The 17,617-nt window shown below is 39.4% G+C and carries 15 protein-coding genes, 1 pseudogene and 1 other annotated feature (1 of these 17 cut by a window edge); of the genes and pseudogenes, 2 read left to right on the forward strand and 14 right to left on the reverse strand.

All coding sequences use genetic code 11. The annotated features are described in order from the left end of the window. Positions 1-99, reverse strand: a binding site (T-box leader); it reaches 124 nt to the left of the window's first position. 68 nt (positions 100-167) lie between these two features. From ytxC to L3V42_RS08460, 10 genes are all read right to left on the reverse strand, one after another. Next, positions 168-1,019, reverse strand: coding sequence for a sporulation protein YtxC (gene ytxC / locus L3V42_RS08415; protein ID WP_235761707.1), 852 nt, complete (start codon positions 1,017-1,019; stop codon positions 168-170). 301 nt (positions 1,020-1,320) lie between these two features. After that, complete coding sequence (gene dnaI / locus L3V42_RS08420) at positions 1,321-2,247, reverse strand: primosomal protein DnaI (protein ID WP_238471757.1); 927 nt, start codon at positions 2,245-2,247, stop codon at positions 1,321-1,323. Positions 2,248-2,273: 26 nt separating this feature from the next. After that, a complete protein-coding gene (locus L3V42_RS08425; protein ID WP_235761687.1) occupies positions 2,274-3,623 on the reverse strand; it encodes a replication initiation and membrane attachment family protein in 1,350 nt (449 codons plus the stop codon). A 16-nt stretch (positions 3,624-3,639) separates the two neighbouring features. Continuing rightward, positions 3,640-4,122 (reverse strand): transcriptional regulator NrdR, encoded by a 483-nt coding sequence (gene nrdR, locus L3V42_RS08430; RefSeq protein ID WP_235761688.1) that lies wholly within the window; start codon positions 4,120-4,122, stop codon positions 3,640-3,642. A gap of 207 nt (positions 4,123-4,329) precedes the next feature. Continuing rightward, entirely contained in the window at positions 4,330-5,364 is a 1,035-nt protein-coding gene (locus L3V42_RS08435) for a glyceraldehyde-3-phosphate dehydrogenase (protein WP_235761689.1), read from the reverse strand. Positions 5,365-5,537: 173 nt separating this feature from the next. Next, a complete protein-coding gene (gene coaE, locus L3V42_RS08440) occupies positions 5,538-6,149 on the reverse strand; it encodes a dephospho-CoA kinase (RefSeq protein ID WP_235761690.1) in 612 nt (203 codons plus the stop codon). Positions 6,150-6,164: 15 nt separating this feature from the next. Then, a complete protein-coding gene (gene mutM, locus L3V42_RS08445; protein WP_235761691.1) occupies positions 6,165-6,992 on the reverse strand; it encodes a DNA-formamidopyrimidine glycosylase in 828 nt (275 codons plus the stop codon). A gap of 12 nt (positions 6,993-7,004) precedes the next feature. Then, complete coding sequence (gene polA / locus L3V42_RS08450; protein WP_238471758.1) at positions 7,005-9,644, reverse strand: DNA polymerase I; 2,640 nt, start codon at positions 9,642-9,644, stop codon at positions 7,005-7,007. 135 nt (positions 9,645-9,779) lie between these two features. Further along, complete coding sequence (gene pnpS, locus L3V42_RS08455; RefSeq protein ID WP_238471759.1) at positions 9,780-11,141, reverse strand: two-component system histidine kinase PnpS; 1,362 nt, start codon at positions 11,139-11,141, stop codon at positions 9,780-9,782. After that, positions 11,138-11,833: a response regulator transcription factor gene (locus L3V42_RS08460; RefSeq protein WP_238471760.1), complete on the reverse strand. Its 696-nt coding sequence runs from the start codon at positions 11,831-11,833 to the stop codon at positions 11,138-11,140. Before L3V42_RS08460 ends, pnpS begins: the two co-directional genes overlap by 4 nt. A gap of 477 nt (positions 11,834-12,310) precedes the next feature. On the opposite strand from L3V42_RS08460, the gene L3V42_RS08465 reads away from it, so the two are divergent. Further along, complete coding sequence (locus L3V42_RS08465) at positions 12,311-12,454, forward strand: hypothetical protein (protein ID WP_238471761.1); 144 nt, start codon at positions 12,311-12,313, stop codon at positions 12,452-12,454. A 23-nt stretch (positions 12,455-12,477) separates the two neighbouring features. Here the strand turns inward: L3V42_RS08465 and icd are convergent, their stop codons facing one another. Both icd and citZ read right to left on the reverse strand, forming a co-directional pair. Then, complete coding sequence (icd, locus tag L3V42_RS08470) at positions 12,478-13,746, reverse strand: NADP-dependent isocitrate dehydrogenase (protein ID WP_238471762.1); 1,269 nt, start codon at positions 13,744-13,746, stop codon at positions 12,478-12,480. 79 nt (positions 13,747-13,825) lie between these two features. After that, positions 13,826-14,944 (reverse strand): citrate synthase, encoded by a 1,119-nt coding sequence (citZ, locus tag L3V42_RS08475; RefSeq protein ID WP_235762481.1) that lies wholly within the window; start codon positions 14,942-14,944, stop codon positions 13,826-13,828. Between the two features lie 300 nt (positions 14,945-15,244). Between citZ and ytvI the strand changes: the two genes are divergently transcribed. After that, positions 15,245-16,357, forward strand: a complete 1,113-nt coding sequence (gene ytvI, locus L3V42_RS08480; protein WP_238471763.1) for a sporulation integral membrane protein YtvI — start codon at positions 15,245-15,247, stop codon at positions 16,355-16,357. Here the strand turns inward: ytvI and L3V42_RS08485 are convergent. Together L3V42_RS08485 and L3V42_RS08490 are read right to left on the reverse strand one after the other, a co-directional pair. Then, positions 16,354-16,743: an FxsA family protein gene (locus tag L3V42_RS08485; protein WP_238471764.1), complete on the reverse strand. Its 390-nt coding sequence runs from the start codon at positions 16,741-16,743 to the stop codon at positions 16,354-16,356. The two genes, ytvI and L3V42_RS08485, sit on opposite strands and share 4 nt — an antisense overlap. Before the next feature lie 531 nt (positions 16,744-17,274). Beyond that, positions 17,275-17,617: pseudogene (locus L3V42_RS08490) on the reverse strand (hypothetical protein); the annotation flags it as partial.

A 17,617-nucleotide genomic window follows, 5' to 3' on the forward strand; every position in this document is an offset into this window, starting at 1 on the left:
TGGTAATTATCTGATTGTATACAGAAAGCTTTCAGCCGGGGCTTCCTTCTCTTATCTATACAAATATACAAATAATCATGTCCTCTTCATCGCTTGATTTGTATGATTACTTGTATTATAGCGCCCGTTTATTAGAAAATCAAGTGTTGAAATTATTTTGCTGTACGCTATTTATTTCTAATGGTGGAATACGTGTATGGAAAATCCTTGTATGCTTGAATGTCGACCCTCTCCTGGAATATATTCAGGATTGTTTGGGTCCTGGGGCTTGATGGATCGTCCACATACAATTTGATTTTCTCTGGAGCGAGTGCAATCAACGGTGTCAGGTTCCATTCTTCTTCAGGTAAACCAAACAGATATAGGGGGACTTTTTCCATGATGGAACGCAATTCCACTTTAGAATACGGTCTGCCGCTAAGCTTATAATAACTGAATATATTTCCTCCAACCACATGAATCAGCGGTACGACAGGTTCTTTCTTAACGATGTATTCTCTTAGTGTATTAATGAATGATTGATGTTCTTCTTCTCGCTTGAACTCATCAATGGCCAGTCCAACATAATGGATAAGGTCTTGTTTGAAAGCCTTCATGCCAGTCTGAACAATCCAATCGAAATGTACATTTTGTGCATTGCGGATGTGCATAAGGAAAATTGCACGTAATAATTGAACTGGATGCTTATTTTTACGCAGTATTTTACAATCCTCATCCTCTCCAGTTACAATCCATTCTGCATGCTCATAAATCTGCTCGATTTCATGCCCATCTGTAAAATAATAAGTATCTTGAATGATTTCATTGATAATACTCCTTAACCGATGTGTGACATAAACATTGACCAAAGATACAGCGATCGACTGGAAAATGATTTCATTTAATGGTTCCTCGTTAATCGTAAGTTGATTCCCACGTTTTTCATGGACTTGCCAATACACAGCGATCTGTTTGTTTTGCTGAAATAATCGCTCACAAAAACTTATGACCTCCTTGTCCGACTCAAAGAAAATATCCATTTTTTTCACATCACCCTCATTTACAACCAAACTGCTATATTATATGGACGAGTTGTGAAAAAAATGATAAAACTGCTAAAACTAGTTTTAAGTAAAAATACTCCCTTCTAGTATTAATTCCATTTTTTACTAGAAGTTGTGTTCAAAAAGGAGGATAAAAAGGACCGAAAAATTCGAGGCGGCGAAGCTTTTCGCACCGGAATGTACGTTAGTAGGTACATGAGGAGCGGAAAAGCGAGCCAACGAAGAAGTTCGAAGTGTCATTTTTACCGGACTTTTTGAACAACCTCTAGAGAGTTCATTATTTCCTGCGGTTATAGCCTTGAACTTGCATGATGTCGCTCACTTGTTGGATTCGCTCAATGATTCTTGCTGCCTTTAGTGTTTCAACACCTGTTCTTGTTGTTGCAAGATGGGTTTCGAGTTGTTCCAAATTATAATTAGATGTGAAGAAGACAGGCAGCCCCTCCATCATGCGGTATTGCAGAATGGAACTTAAAATTTCATCTCGGAACCATGCGGAATGCATCTCAGCACCGATGTCATCTAACATGAGAATATCAGTCGTTTTAAAGAGATCCATCTTCTTGTTTACGGAGTCATCTTTTAACGAGGCCTTCATTTCTCTTACAAATTCAGGCATATAAATGATCGTTGATGATATATTGTACTTTTTTAATTCATTGGCAAGAGCTCCTAATAGGAAAGTTTTTCCTACACCAAAAATCCCGTGTAAGTATAAGCCTTTTTTCGGTATCTCCTGTTTCGCTTGTTCCAGAAAGGCAAATATTTTTAATAATACTTGCGTTCTCGAAGAATCATTATCAATATCAGATAGTCTCGCCTCTAATATTTCTTTTGGCATGTATAGACTCTGAATTAATTTATTCTGCTCTTGTTCCTTTTCGGCAAGTAATCTGCTATGACATTTTTCATAACGGATATGAATCTCATCCCCTGTCACTTGCAATATCGGTGAGTACCCCTGAACCATATTTATACATTGCCCAAAGGATGCACATTGATCGCATTGCTTTGATTGAGACTTATATTCATATAATTTAATTAGACTTTTATCAATCTCTTCTTGAGCTAATTCCGGGTGAATAGCGAGGAACTCTTTAATTTCTGCATCTTGAAGGAGTTCTTGTTTCATTTTTTGATAATTTTCTTTAAAACTTTCACTTCGATTCATCCACGCTTTTAAGCTTGACTGGATTGGTTTCACTAAAAATCACCCTTTTAACGACTCGTTTAATTTCCTTCTGAATATTGTTGCAGCAATTGCGCGACCTTCCATTGCTCATTGTTCATCGCAGGAGTTTCTTTTTCTTCTTTTTTCTCTTTATGTTTCCCTGACTTGTACCAATCCGGTACAATATCATTACTAGCGGTCCGCCCGTAATTTCTTTGTTTATTATCTGCTCGTTTTGCTTTCGCTTGTTCATAATTCGCCTTTTCTTTTTTCGCAAATTCCATTGCTTCTCTTGCTGTTTGTAATTTCGCCCGGGACCAATGACTTGCGATTTTCTCTAAATATGCTCTGGACAGTTTCATGTTTGTCTGGAGTAGCACATAATGAATAAGAACATTCATGACGGCTGGCGGGAGTCCTTGTGTCGTCATTACATCACTGATTAATTTCATATCTTGGGCGGATGCTGAACTTCCGCTTGATAAGTCTTCGAGTAATTGTTTCGGCGTAATGGTTTCTAATTCACGAATTAATAATTCTTCTCTCGTAAGCGGCTTTTTCAGATCTTCCGCTTCGGCCGTTTGCTCGTTCGCTTCTTTCTTCTCAACAAGTCGAATTGGCCGGCTATTACTTTTCGCCACGTAAATATCATGACAAGCTTGTTTAAACTCTTCCCTATCGAGATAATTCTCCTCATTCAGTGACCAATTGACCGCTTTATCAATTTCAAAGCTTTCCAAGTCATAAAGGATGAGCATATGAGAAATCAATTTCCGATTTTCTTTTGTCAGGACTCGGTAAACAGGTATCATCCGCTGTTTTAACATTTGTTCCAGCCACTGAAAATCGACGGTTCCATCTTCTTCAATTGCCACATGTTCGGAAACAGTCACCTGAACCATGCCTTCTGTAGGGGTAGTTTGGAACACTTCTTGAAAATCCACGGTAATATTCTCACCAGTTTCCAAATTTTCATTTCCCGCGAACAGTTTTTTTAGCTGGTTAAACCTCTGCTCTCCAAGATGATGATAGAGGAGGGAGGAACACATCGCTTCTTCAAAGAAACTTTTTGAATCGAACGGACACTGCAGGTCATATGTGTAAACCGTAAGTTCGTCCTTTTCTTGTTTAAATGTTCGTAGTAAGCCGATAGCTTCTAATTTCAAACGGGCATCATAAATTTTATCTAGTGGCAGCATCATATAATTCATTAATGTATGATGTGTTTGCGGTATTCTTTCAGCCTGCAGGGATACTTCATTCGTAAGTGTCAAATAAAGCATGAGTGCCTCAGAACCGATAAGCGGTTGATATAGATGTGTCAATGATTGCAAATAATCGACAGGCAATGCTTTGTCCATTCGAACAAAAAATCCATCGACAGGCAATAGCTGTCCTATGCTTTTCACTGGATATTCACCCTTTTTATTCTTCCTTTTCCGCTTCATCTTGTTCTTCTGTATTAATCAATTCTTTCAATTCATCTAGAAAAACAGTTACATCTTTGAATTGACGATAGACTGAGGCAAAGCGAACATAGGCCACTTCATCAACCTTAGAAAGTCTCTCCATCACCATCTCTCCGATTAATTCCGAGTCCACTTCTGACGAACCGAGACTTCTTAATTCTTTTTCAACCTCAAGCGCAATCTCTTCCATCGTTTCAACAGGAACCGGCCGTTTCTCACAGGCCCGGATTAACCCGCGAGTCAGTTTGTCCCGGGAAAATTCTTGACGCATCCCATCTTTTTTAACGACGATTAATGGAACTTCCTCCATCCGTTCAAATGTTGTGAAACGCTGACCACATCGTTCACATTCTCTACGACGACGAATCGCTCTTCCGTCTTCAATTGGACGGGAATCGGTTACTTTTGTATTTTTATAATTACAGTTTGTACAATGCAACTTCGCTCACCTCTCTACCTTCAAACAAGTTCATTTTTTAGGATAGAAGCTCCCACTTCTAAATGTAAAAATAATATATCCTTTATTTTAACATGTTTCCGTGAAATCTTCTATCCGATTCAAAAAACGGCATTTTTAAATTCTAAAAAGATGCATCTTCGTCCGGCTGCCCACAGAACGAAAAATGCATCTTTTAGAAGTTTCACGTTATGATATTTTAGCAGTTTGTTTGTACAATAGCGATTCGCCGACTAATTTCGTCAGATCAAGAACGCGTGCAGAATAGCCCCATTCATTATCATACCAAGCAAGGACTTTAATCTTCTTATCCTCCATGACAATTGTTGATAACCCGTCAATGATTGCTGATGAATCGGTTGTTGTAAAATCGATGGACACAAGCGGGTCCTCCATATAACTAATGATACCATTATAATCTCTTGCCGCTGCATCTTTAAAGGCACAATTCACTTCTTCCACCGTAACACTTTCTTCTACGTCAACAACTAGGTCAACAAGTGATACATCAGGGGTAGGAACTCGTAATGCCATACCGTGCAATTTGCCATTCAGATGTGGTAATACTTCTCCAAGTGCTTTCGCAGCTCCTGTGGAAGTTGGGATAATGGACTGTGTGCAGCCACGCGCACGGCGCAAGTCTTTATGTGGGTTATCCAAGTTCTGCTGGTCGTTTGTGAATGCATGAACCGTCGTCATTAATCCGTTCACGATACGGAAACGATCATCCAGTACTTTCACAACCGGTGCTAAACAGTTCGTCGTACAGGATGCATTCGATACAATATGGTGGATATTTCCGTTATATTCCTCATCATTTACACCAACAACGATTGTTTTATCGATTTCTTTACCCGGTGCCGTAATTACGACCTTTTTCGCACCAGCTTGAAGATGCAATCCTGCTGTTTCGTTTGTCTTAAACTTTCCTGTCGCTTCAATCACAACATCTATATTAAATTCTTTCCATGGAAGCTTATCTGGTTCCCTGGAACTGACAAGCTCGACTTTTTTTCCGTTAATTTCCAGCGCATCATCAAGCGCTTTCACTTCCCCTTCAAAAATACCATGAACACTATCATATTTTATTAAATGTGCCAGCGTTTCGGGTGGATAGCTCGCATTCACTGCTACGACTTCAAATTGTTCATTTACAACAGCTTGACGGAAAACCATTCTCCCGATACGTCCAAACCCATTAATTGCGATACGAATTTTATCCATCTTTAACCCATTCCTCCCAATAAGTTATACTTTATTATGTATTATTACAATTAGTATAACACATTAAGTCTGGGATGTGTGCTATTTCCATCATAATTACAATATTTTAATATTATCAAAGTTGGATGTTCTTATTCATATCTTATGCAGGCTGTTTGATTTCGGCACTGCTACTAGTTATCTGCTTCGAGCACATTCCATTCTTTCAGCAGTTGCTTCAATTGCGTATATGTTTCTTCCTTTGATCCATTATTATTAATCGTTCTATCAGCCCTAGCCGCTTTTTCCTCCACTGGCATTTGCGATAGAATTCGCTGCATCGCCTCTTCCTCTGTAAATTCGTTTCGTTTCATTAATCGCTGTAATTGAATCTCCTGATTGACATAAACGACGAGGGTTTTATCTGCAAAATGTTCGAGCTTACTCTCAAACAGCAACGGAATATCAAGAACAATACAACGATTTCCCGACGTAATGAAGTGGTCTCTTTTTTCAATCAATCTTTTCCGTATCGCAGGATGGACGATATTATTTAATTGCTTCCGTTTCACCTCATCGCTAAAAACAATTTCACCGAGCCGTTTCCGGTTAAGCGTCTGATCTTCAAGCAAGATATCCTCACCAAAAGACTGAACAACTTTTTTATAAGCTGTTTCTCCAGGTTCCACTACTTCTCTTGCTAATATATCTGCATCAATGACCGGAATATCAAGTTCTCTAAACATGTTAGCAACGGTACTTTTCCCTGTTGCAATACTGCCAGTCAAACCAATGATTAAACTCAAGATTTTCTCCCCCCTTTAGAGTGGCTGGCATTTGGTACATACGTGGGTACCTCTGCCAGCCACTTTCATTTTTATTATTTCTTGTCCGCACTGTTTGCATTGTTCATTTTCTTGCCCATAGACGAACAGCTCCTGTTGGAACATGCCCATCTCGCCAGTTGAATCCACATAAGAACGGATTGTTGTACCTCCCGCCTCAACAGCTTCAGTCAAGGTGATGATTGCCGCATCTTTAATTTTTTCAATCTCACTATTTTTTAACGTGTTTGCCCGTCTCATCGGGTGTACCCCTGCTTTAAACAACGTCTCGTCCACGTATATATTGCCTAGACCAGTTACAACCGATTGATCAAGCAATACTGCTTTAATCAATCGCTCCGTCTTATTCAGTTTCTCTTTGAAATAAGAAAAACTGAAGGACGAATCAAATGGTTCTGGGCCTAATTTACGAAGTGGGTCGTGTGCCATCTCTTCCCCAATTGGATAAAGATGCATCGTGCCAAATTTGCGGACATCATGATAATACAGTGCATCCCCGTCTGTAAAGGTGAAAATAACATGGGTATGTTTATCTTTCTCTGTTTCTGTTGGAACAACCCGATACTTCCCTTCCATCCGTAAGTGGGAAACCAAACAGTAGTCATCCAAATAAAATAACAGGAATTTCCCTCTCCGGCTTAGCCGCCTTATCGTCTGGCCAATCAATAGATGCTTAAACTGTTCCACATCTTCCGGATGCTTAATAATCTTTCCCCAATGAACCTCAACTGCTGCAATTGTTTTCCCTTGAGTTAAATGTTCAAGTGTTCGTTTTATCGTTTCTACCTCTGGTAACTCCGGCATTTCCTAGTCTCCTTATTTAGCGTCAAACCAGCTTTTCCCGTACTCATAATCAACTTTGAGCGGTACGAGTATTTCAATCGTCTGTTCCATTGTTGCTGGTACTATTTCAATTAATCGATCCAATTCCGATTTCGGTGCTTCTAAGATCAGTTCATCATGAACTTGCAGAAGCATACGGGCTTCGAGCTTCTCTTCTTTTAATTTATGATGAAGGTCGATCATTGCCTGCTTAATAATGTCAGCGGCACTTCCTTGAATCGGCGTATTCATTGCTGTTCGCTCTGCAAAACTTCTTCTATTGAAATTCCGGCTTGTAATCTCTGGTAAATATCTTCTCCGGTTCATGATTGTCGTTACATATCCCTGCTGTTTTGCAGTTTGAACAATGTCATCCATATAATCCTTTACCCCTGGATAACTTTCGAAATAACGTTCAATGAATTGCTTCGCTTCTTTCCGAGTGATTCCAAGGTTTTGTGAAAGACCGTAGTCACTAATTCCATAAACGATACCGAAGTTCACCGCTTTTGCTTGCCTACGCATATCTGATGTCACTGCATCTTTCTCAACATGGAATACATCCATCGCAGTCCTCGTATGAATATCCATATCATGTTGGAAAGCATCTACCAGTTTTTCATCTTTTGCAAAATGAGCGAGCACCCGTAATTCGATTTGCGAATAATCTGCAGCAAAAATAATCCAATCCTTCTCAGATGGTACGAATGCGCGCCTGATTTTCCTCCCTTCTTCCAAACGGATCGGGATATTTTGCAAGTTAGGATCGACCGAACTTAATCTTCCCGTTTGAGTAAGTGCCTGGTTGAAGCGGGTATGGATCTTGCTTGTATCCTTATCCACAACTTTCAATAGCCCTTCAATATAAGTGGATTGTAATTTTCCAAGCTGGCGATAGAGCAAGATCTTCGGAATAATTTCATGTTCTTGTTCCAATTGTTCAAGTACATCAGCAGCTGTCGAGTAACCGGTCTTTGTCTTTTTAATGACAGGTAGCCCTAATTTTTCAAATAAAATCGGTCCGAGCTGTTTCGGGGAATTAATATTAAATTCTTCACCGGCAAGCTCATGAATTTCATGAATTAACGTATCTAATCTTGCTTTTAAATCGACTTCCATTTCTTTCAGACGGTCTGTATCGACTAACACACCTTGATGCTCCATCTCACCTAAAATTAAAGCAAGCGGCATTTCCAGCTCTGCCAGTAATTCATATTGCTCATTTTCCTTCAATTGCTCGGTCATACCTGCCTGTAATTCAAATAATGCGAGCGCTTTTCTTGCAATATGCTCAGCTGTTATTTCTTTTTCAGGCACCTTCATCTTAGCGCCTTTCCCGTACACTTCCTCATCAAAGAGGATATCCGTATAACCGTGTCTGTTTCCAATTGCCGGGATATCATGATTGTTCTCAGATGGATTCAAGAGATACGATGCTAGAAGCATGTCAAACGTAATCCCCTTGATTCCAATATTATTTCGAAGGAGAGCAACAACTGTTTCTTTTGCATCAAACACAGCTTTTTTCATCGCTGGATCTTCTGCCCACGTTTTAAATGCAACGGATTCGAGAGCGAGATCCGTCGGGATAAAATAATTACCTGATTCATTGACTACACCAAATCCGACAATCGGAGCCTGATGATAATTCTCTTCAATGATTTCAACGACTAACGCACTATCACCACTAAAGATTGTTTCATCCACTTTTGAAACAATTTCATAGTCAAGCTTTCTCATTGGAACTGTTTCTTCTTCCTCTTCACCTGCATCTGCTGCAAATCTGTTCAGAAGCGAATTGAACCCGAGTTCCTTGAAAACAGCAATCACTTGATTCTTCTCAAACCCGGTAAAAACAATATCATCTGTTGAGATACTAATCGGAGACTCACGGTCGATTGTAACAAGTTTTCTACTCATAAAGGCTTCCTCTTTATGATTCGTAAGATTTTCTTTTAATTTCTTCCCGCCTATTTTCTCAATGTTTTCATATACTTCTTCCAGTGTCGGATATTGCTTTAACAGTTTTAAAGCAGTCTTTTCACCAACTCCCGGTACACCTGGGATATTATCGGAACTATCACCCATCAGCGCTTTGAAATCAATTACTTGCTCAGATGAGATGCCGATTTTTTCCTCAAGGAAGGCGGGAGTATATTTATCAACCTCACTGATTCCTTTTTTCGTCACATGGACGGTCACGTGATCAGACACAAGCTGTAAGAGGTCTTTATCCCCCGAAATGACTGTAACTTCCCAGTCCTCGTTATCCCCTACCTTGGAGAAAGTTCCGATAATATCATCCGCTTCATACCGTTCCAACTCATAATGAGGAATTTGAAAAGCATCAAGCAATTCCTTCAGAACCGGAAATTGTTCCGACAATTCAGGTGGTGTCTTCTGTCTGCCACCTTTATATTCTTTATACGTGTCGTGACGGAAGGTTGTCTTTCCTGCATCAAAAGCGACAAGCATATGAGTCGGCTTCTCTTCTTCCAATATTCGCAGTAGCATCGTCGTAAAACCGTATACAGCGTTTGTATACACACCTTTATCATTATTTAATAAAGGCAGGGCAAAAAACGCCCGGTAAATAATACTGTTTCCATCGATAAGCACTAATTTATTTCCCATCCGGATTCCTCCAATTTACATTCTCGTTACTCTTATTTTATCACTCTAGGCCAATAAAAGACAAAATAACGAAATTCCCAGCTTGATGCCGGTCGTCGTAATTATAAAAACGAAAAAAAAGCATAAGCTGATTGCTTATGCTGGAAGGCAGACCCTAATGATTGTACCTTGATCTGGTTCACTATCGATTCGTATTTCTCCGTCATGCACTTCAACAATATGCTTCACAATGGCCAGTCCTAAACCAGTACCTCCCGAATCTCTTGCCCTAGCTTTATCGACGCGATAAAATCGTTCAAACACACGTGGTAATTCATCCTCCGGGATACCAATTCCTGTGTCACGAACTTCAATTTTCACTTGGCTCCCCGCCTTAAAGATACTTAAGGAAACTTCCCCTTTTTCTGGCGTGTAATTCAAGGCATTATTCACAAGGTTGATGATAACCTGGCTAATCCGATCCTTGTCCGCTTTAAACTGGATATCCTCCACTTCCGTTGTGAAGAAGATATCCTTTTGTTCCGCCTTAAAGACTAGCGCCGGCATGAGTGATTCCACCAACTCTGGAGCATTTATTTTATGCAGGACGAGTCTGAAACTCTCACTTTCCAATTTTGACAAAGAAAGCAGATCTTCAATCAAAATTTGAATCCGATTACTCTCATGATAAATAATTTGCAGGAATTGACTTACCGCTTCCAAGTCATCAAGGTTTCCATCTAATAATGTCTCTGAAAATCCTTTAATTGAAGTTATCGGTGTCCGTAATTCATGGGACACATTAGCGACAAAGTCCTTTCGCATACCTTCCAATTTCTTCAATTCCGTTATATCATGAAGTACAAGTACGGCTCCCTTAAGAATATTCCGTTCATTGATGATCGGGGCTCCTGAGATCTCAATATACATATTCTCAATCCCGATATAGTGTTTGAAGGTATCTTTTACTCTTCCCTCATAAAGAAACACTTTTTGAATCGTCTCTTGCAGTGTCTCATTTTCTAACACATTATAATATAAGTAACCGACATAATCTTTTTCCGTTTTACCGAACAAATCGATAAATTTTCGATTCACAAGATGAATATATCCTCTCTCATCAAGCAAAACAAGTCCGCTCGCCATATTATCAATAAGCGTTGAAAGCTGTTCAGATTGAATTTGCTCTTGAAGAGAGAACTCTGTCAGTTCTCTAGCTAGCTTATTAATATTTGTACTTAATTTACTGTGCAGTGGATTCCTCGTATTGTGAAATCTTGCTCGGTAATTCCCTTTGCCAATTTCATTAATTGTGTCTGATGCCTGTTCAATCGGTAAAATATAATCATTATAAATTCGAATAAAAAGAACACTGATAGAAACAAAGACAATGACAAGTACAGCAATCAAAAAAATTATATTTTCGACAAGAGTAGAAATAATCAACCCAGCAATAAGTACGATAATAAATAAACCAACCATGTAGGAGAGTAATACTTTAGAAAAAGGCCCACTCATTTAGCGGGCTCCTCCATTTTATAACCTAATCCCCGAATCGTTTTGATATAAATTGGTTTCTTCGTATCAGGTTCAATTTTATCTCGTAAATGACTAATATGCACATCAACAATCCGTGTATCCCCTACAAAATCATAGTCCCACACCCCACTGAGCAGCTGATCACGTGAAATCACTTTGTCTTTGTTTTTAGCAAGGTAATAAAGTAATTCAAACTCTTTTCTCGTAAACGTTATTGTTTTATCATTTAGTTCTGCTTCATATCTTTCCGGATAAATAACCAAATTGCCGATGGCGATGGAACTGAAATGATTTTGGTTCGTTTTCGTTGCTCGCCGTAAAATAGCTTTGATTCTTGCAATGACTTCTTTCGGGCTAAACGGTTTTGTTAAATAATCGTCCGCTCCAAGTTCTAGTCCAAGAACTTTATCAAATTCTTCATCCTTTGCCGTCAGCATAAGAATTGGTGTATCAATTTTATTATTTCGTAATTGTTTACAGACTTCGATACCGTCCATTCCTGGGAGCATTAAATCAAGTACAATTAAATCAAATCTTTGCGTTTCTGCTTTGCGGACAGCCTCTAGACCATCATAGGCTTCGTCAGTCACAAAGCCGGATTTTTCCAAGTTATATTTTAATAATGTAACAATAGGCTTTTCATCATCCACGATAAGAATTTTTTGACTCATATTGATTTCTCGTCCCCTCTAACAACTAGTAATCTATCTATACGTTTCTATCATATCATTTAAACCGCTCTGGCGTATATCAAATAACATATTATTAAGAAATCTTAACATAGTTGAATGAATTTCATAATTACCAAAGTCGGCTTTTCCATCACCATATGTAGTTGGGAACGAAACCAACTCAACTACATATGGTGATGGTGAAGCATTAAATACGTATTATGAAATTCATTAAGTTTACAGTAAATTAGTATGAAAGATGTCTATCGCTCCAGAAATACACTACGCTTTCCGCGGGGTCTCATCGTCTCCGCTTTCCAGCAGGAGTCTCCGTATATTTCTTCCGCTAAGATAAAGCTACCTATTTTTATAAAGATTTGTAATCCAATACAAAATAACATGAACAGAAGTTCTAACTAGAATATCTCCTGGGAGCAGTCCCGATACCTCGAGCATTCTGTGGGAGGACAGGCCTAGGTGAGACCCCTTAGTGCTTCACCAGCAGTGAAGAATGAACTGCAATTCTTCATTGCCCAGGGAAAGCGAGAGGTATCGGGGCTGCGGATCCCGGAAAGACCTTTTCTTCTAATGGAAAACCACCATTCTATGAAAACGACATAAAATGGTGGTTTGATTAATTGTTCTTATAGATTTTTGATTAGTTCATCTGCGAACTCGGAACATTTCACTTCAGTTGCTCCGTCCATGAGACGAGCGAAATCATAAGTTACAACCTTGGACGCAATAGTTTTGTCCATGGAAGCTGTAATCAAGTCTGCTGCTTCTCTCCAGCCTAAATGTTCTAACATGAGAACTGCTGATAGAATGACAGATGAAGGATTAACCTTATCTAAGCCAGCATACTTAGGTGCTGTACCGTGTGTTGCTTCAAAGATTGCATGACCCGTGCTATAGTTGATGTTTGCTCCTGGAGCAATTCCGATTCCACCTACTTGTGCAGCAAGTGCGTCAGAAATATAGTCACCGTTCAAGTTCATGGTAGCTACGACATCAAACTCTCTTGGACGAGTTAAGATCTGCTGCAAGAAGATATCGGCAATGGCATCTTTAACTAGAATCTTGCCGGCAGCAATTGCTTCGTCTTGCGCTTTGTTTGCAGCATCTTTTCCTTCTTTTTCTACAATACGGTCATATTCATCCCAAGTGAATACTTTGTCGCCATATTCCTCTTCAGCTACTTCATAGCCCCACTGTTTAAATGCACCTTCTGTAAACTTCATAATGTTTCCTTTGTGCACAAGTGTAACACTCTTGCGTCCTTCTGTTATTGCATATTCAATTGCCGAGCGAACGAGACGCTTCGTTCCTTCTTCAGAAACTGGCTTGATACCGATACCAGAGGTTTCTGGGAAACGGATATTTTTTACACTCATTTCATTTTGTAAGAAATCAACTACTTTTTTCACTTCGTCAGAGCCTTTTTCCCACTCGATACCCGCATAAATATCTTCTGTGTTCTCACGGAAAACAGCCATATCTACGTCTTCAGGTCGTTTTACTGGTGAAGGAACACCATTGAAGTGACGAACCGGGCGCAAGCATGTGTATAAGTCCAGCTCTTGGCGCAATGCTACGTTCAAGGAACGGAATCCACCACCAATTGGCGTTGTTAATGGACCTTTGATTGCAATTTTGTAATCATCAATTTTATCAAGCGTCTCCTGTGGAAGCCACTCGCCAAATTTATTATATGCTTTTTCCCCAGCATATACTTCGAGCCAATCGATTTTCTTTTCTCCGTCATATGCTTTCTCAACAGAAGCATCAATTACTCTGCTTGCTGCTGCCCAAATATCCGGACCAGTTCCATCCCCTTCGATAAAAGGTACAATTGGATTATTTGGTACTTTTAGTTCTCCATTTTCTACTACAATCTTTTCTCCCTGTGTCATTACAACAACCTCCTATATGTATTCATCAAGAATAGCCGGAAAGATATCCAGCTATTCCTATTAACTATCTATAACTTAATTACTCACGATTTTCAAGTGGAATAAACCTTGCATGCTTCGGTCCAACGTAATCTGCACGCGGACGAATCAGGCGATTATTTTCATATTGTTCCAGAATATGTGCAAGCCATCCAGATGTACGGCTGACTGCGAATATCGGAGTGAATAGATCATGGTCAATTCCTAAACTATGGTAAACGGATGCACTGTAGAAGTCAACGTTCGCAGGCAACTCTTTTTCCTCTTTGATGTAATCTTCAATTTTAATACTCATTTCATACCATTTCTCTTCACCGATTAAATTAGTCAGTTGTTTGGACATTTCTTTCAAATGCTTTGCACGCGGATCCCCGTTACGATATACACGGTGGCCCATACCCATAATTTTTTCTTTATTCGCTAGTTTTTCTTTGATATATGGGAGTGCATTGTCTACTTCACCGATCTCACTCAGCATTTTCATTACTGCCTCGTTCGCACCACCGTGAAGTGGTCCTTTCAGTGCCCCAATCGCTGCAGTGATACCGGAATACATGTCGGATAATGTAGCGACACAAACGCGAGCTGTAAATGTTGAAGCATTAAGCTCGTGATCAGCATGAAGGACAAGCGCTTTATCAATTGCCTCTACTTCAATATCTTTCGGATCTCTGTCATTTAACATGTAAATAAAGTTCTCAGCAAATGTATATTCTGGTATTGGCTGTACAGGTTCTTTTCCATTACGAAGTCTTGCGAACGCTGTCACAATTGCGCCCATGTTCCCTTGAATACGAATTGCTTTCTTCATATTTGTTTTTGCGTCGACTTGGTCTGCATCCGGATCGCTGAGCCCCATGTAAGATATTGCCGTACGAAGTGCTGCCATTGGATGAACAGCTTTCAAGTCATAAGATTTAAAATGATTAATCAAGCCTTCTGGAACTTTCATATGTTCGACTAGCTCTTTACGTAATTCTTCTAATTCTGTCTTATTCGGCAGTTTTAAATGCCAAAGCAGATAGACTACTTCTTCAAAGCTTGCATTTTCTGCTAAGTCATCAATTGGAATCCCAACATAAGTAAGTTGGTCATCAATAATTGAGCTAATCGATGATTCGGCTGCTACTATACCTTCTAACCCCTTTGTAGTTGTCATACTTAAACCTCTCCTTTTCTATATGTTCATTCACTCAATGACAATATTATATGTAACGGCTTTCTTTTGCATAGTTAGTCAATTTTCAAAATCTATCTAGTGCTGTTTTGATATAATATTGTCTTCCCCAAATTTAATTATATAGTAATTGCCGGTTAAAGTGAATTGAAAGTGCTTAAATACTATAAAAGACCGCTAAATTCCTTGTATTGCAGTCTTATTTTTCACCTGCTCGCATATGTATCTTAATAACATGTGGTGAAACAACCTCTTAAAGATAGAATTATTTGGGGGATTTCTATGGACAAGTCAATTTTATCAAAAATATTAAAAAGCTGCATCATTTTACTAGTTTGTATCGGCAGCTATTTCGTTATCCGTTATACATTTTCCATTATGATCCCGGCCATATGTGTTTTTTTATTAACATCGTTCATGGAACCTGGGGTAAAATTCCTGCAAGAAAAAGCTAAATTCCCTCGCCCTTTTGCTAGTATTGTTATTCTTTTAATTTTATTGTTCTTGATGGTTGGCATACTATTTCTTGTCGTGACAGAGATTTATGAAGGTGTTACCTACCTTGCAGACATTTTGCCGGGACAGTTCCAACATTTTGGTGCAATCGTGGAATATTACTTCCAATCAAATATTGTGCCGCTTTATGAACAGATTTTTCGATTCTTCAATGAGCTATCACCAAGTGATCAACTTTTCATTCAAGAGTATTTCAGCAATTTATTTCAGGATATCGGCAGTCTGGTTGGCGCTTTTTTTCAACAGCTATTATTGGCACTGCCGCGTAATCTTGCTGTGATCCCGGAAGCACTTACCGTTACCTTCTTCATTTTGTTTGCAAGTTTTCTATTATCGGCTGATTTTCCTCGTGTGAAAACATTTGTTGCAGAACGCTTTCCAACTAGATGGAATAAAGGCTTGCAACATCTTACCTATTACGTAAAGCGATCAACATTCGGATATGTGAAAGCACAAATTATTCTAGTTACGATTTCCTTTCATATTATATTCTTCGGATTATTATTAATTGGGATCGAACATGCTTTAACGATTGCATTACTTATGATAATTGTCGAGTTAATCCCTTTTGTCGGAACAGGCCTATTATTCATCCCATGGATTGGCTATTCCTTTTTATCGGAAAATTATAGCCTGACGATTGGACTTGCTGTAATGTACGGCATTGTAATCATAGTAAGACAATTAATCGAACCGAAAATATACTCCATGAATCTAGCCATTCATCCGCTCGCCTGGCTGATGGCTGCCTTTATCGGACTCAAAGTATTTGGAATCACTGGATTAATTCTCGCACCAATATTTATTGTATTATTTAAGGGAATGTACGATTCCGGTTTTTTCCGCTGGTTGATCAACTATGTCAATGGAGATATTTAAAAACGGCGGTAAATGATTGTACCTTTTTGCACAAACCTATGAAGGAGTCTTGCAATATAACGCTTCAGTAAATTCCTAGTGAATGGCAGAAGTAAAATCAATCCTATACAATCGGAAATAAAACCCGGCGTAATGAGCAAAATGGCTCCAATAAGAATGCAGAGACCATCTATCACTTCAGCAGTCGGCACTTCCTGTCTCTCCATGGATCGAAGCACTCGATTCCATGTTCCAAATCCTTGAATTCTGCCAAAAATCAAACCAAGAAAAGCGGTGAATACGATTAGAAATAATACCCACCAGACCCCTATATGACTGCCTGCCCAAACGAGTAATCCGATTTCGAGCAAGCTGAATATGAGTAAGCCAATTAAAAACATCCGCATCTTCTTCACAACCTTTCATTCTAACTTGATAGCATAACATCCAATTTTCATAGCCCAAACCAGCTGACCAAACCACACAAAACTTTTACAAAAATACTATTACTTTCATTCAGCGCAAGGGTTTTGCACGTTCTCATAGTTTGCTCTCTAATCGCCGTTCAGTTGCCCGGGGGACGGATGCGCATCCTTAGGCACTGCTAGATCTCCTCGGGCCGCCGCCCTGCGGGGTTTCCAGACTCGTGCTATTCCCGCAGGAGTCACCGTCCCCCGGGCAACTGAACTGGTAAAGATGATTATTATTAATCGCATATATTCCAGTGCTATATCACGATAAAAATTATATCTTTGGAATAATAAACAGTGATCTAAATTCGACCTTTCCTGGTAGCAGTCCAGACACCTCGAGACTCCTGCTGAAGGCCGGCTAAGAACGGTCACGTCCTGTGACCAACGCCGGCATTAGAACTTCCTGTTCGGAAGTAAGCCTGGCGAGACCCCTTAGTGCTCAGCGCGAGGAGGCTTGACGGTCGCTCAGCAGGCGCGAGAGGTGTCTGGACTGCGGACCTCCAGTAGAAAGTTTCGGACACTTACGCTGAATGAAAGTATTTCACTTAATTTTTTAAGTGATTGTTGGGTATAGAAGAATGAGGCTGGGACATAACTAGCCAAAAATAATAAAAAAAGAATCCAAGTCATTAAAATGCGGCTTGGATTCTTTTTTGATAGAAATTTATCATCGTTATTTATTTTTTTGGAGTTTTTGGCGGTGAACTTCCTCAAGTTCACCGCCATTAATGCAAAGGCTAATTCATTTGTCGCCTTTTGTTTTCCTCGAACGGAAAAACGAGTGAAACCTAAATTAGCCTTCAAAAAT

Origin of the sequence: Oceanobacillus alkalisoli, assembly GCF_022213125.1 — a bacterium.
Taxonomy (GTDB): Bacteria; Bacillota; Bacilli; order Bacillales; family Amphibacillaceae; genus Oceanobacillus; species Oceanobacillus alkalisoli.

Coding starts and splice junctions, on each gene's coding strand:
- ytxC (WP_235761707.1), bottom strand. CDS start 1,019: ATGGATATTTTCTTTGAGTCGGACAAGGAGGTCATAAGTTTTTGTGAG.
- L3V42_RS08435 (WP_235761689.1), bottom strand. CDS start 5,364: ATGGATAAAATTCGTATCGCAATTAATGGGTTTGGACGTATCGGGAGA.
- mutM (WP_235761691.1), bottom strand. CDS start 6,992: ATGCCGGAGTTACCAGAGGTAGAAACGATAAAACGAACACTTGAACAT.
- polA (WP_238471758.1), bottom strand. CDS start 9,644: ATGGGAAATAAATTAGTGCTTATCGATGGAAACAGTATTATTTACCGG.
- pnpS (WP_238471759.1), bottom strand. CDS start 11,141: ATGAGTGGGCCTTTTTCTAAAGTATTACTCTCCTACATGGTTGGTTTA.
- L3V42_RS08460 (WP_238471760.1), bottom strand. CDS start 11,833: ATGAGTCAAAAAATTCTTATCGTGGATGATGAAAAGCCTATTGTTACA.
- icd (WP_238471762.1), bottom strand. CDS start 13,746: ATGACACAGGGAGAAAAGATTGTAGTAGAAAATGGAGAACTAAAAGTA.
- citZ (WP_235762481.1), bottom strand. CDS start 14,944: ATGACAACTACAAAGGGGTTAGAAGGTATAGTAGCAGCCGAATCATCG.
- ytvI (WP_238471763.1), top strand. CDS start 15,245: ATGGACAAGTCAATTTTATCAAAAATATTAAAAAGCTGCATCATTTTA.
- L3V42_RS08485 (WP_238471764.1), bottom strand. CDS start 16,743: ATGCGGATGTTTTTAATTGGCTTACTCATATTCAGCTTGCTCGAAATC.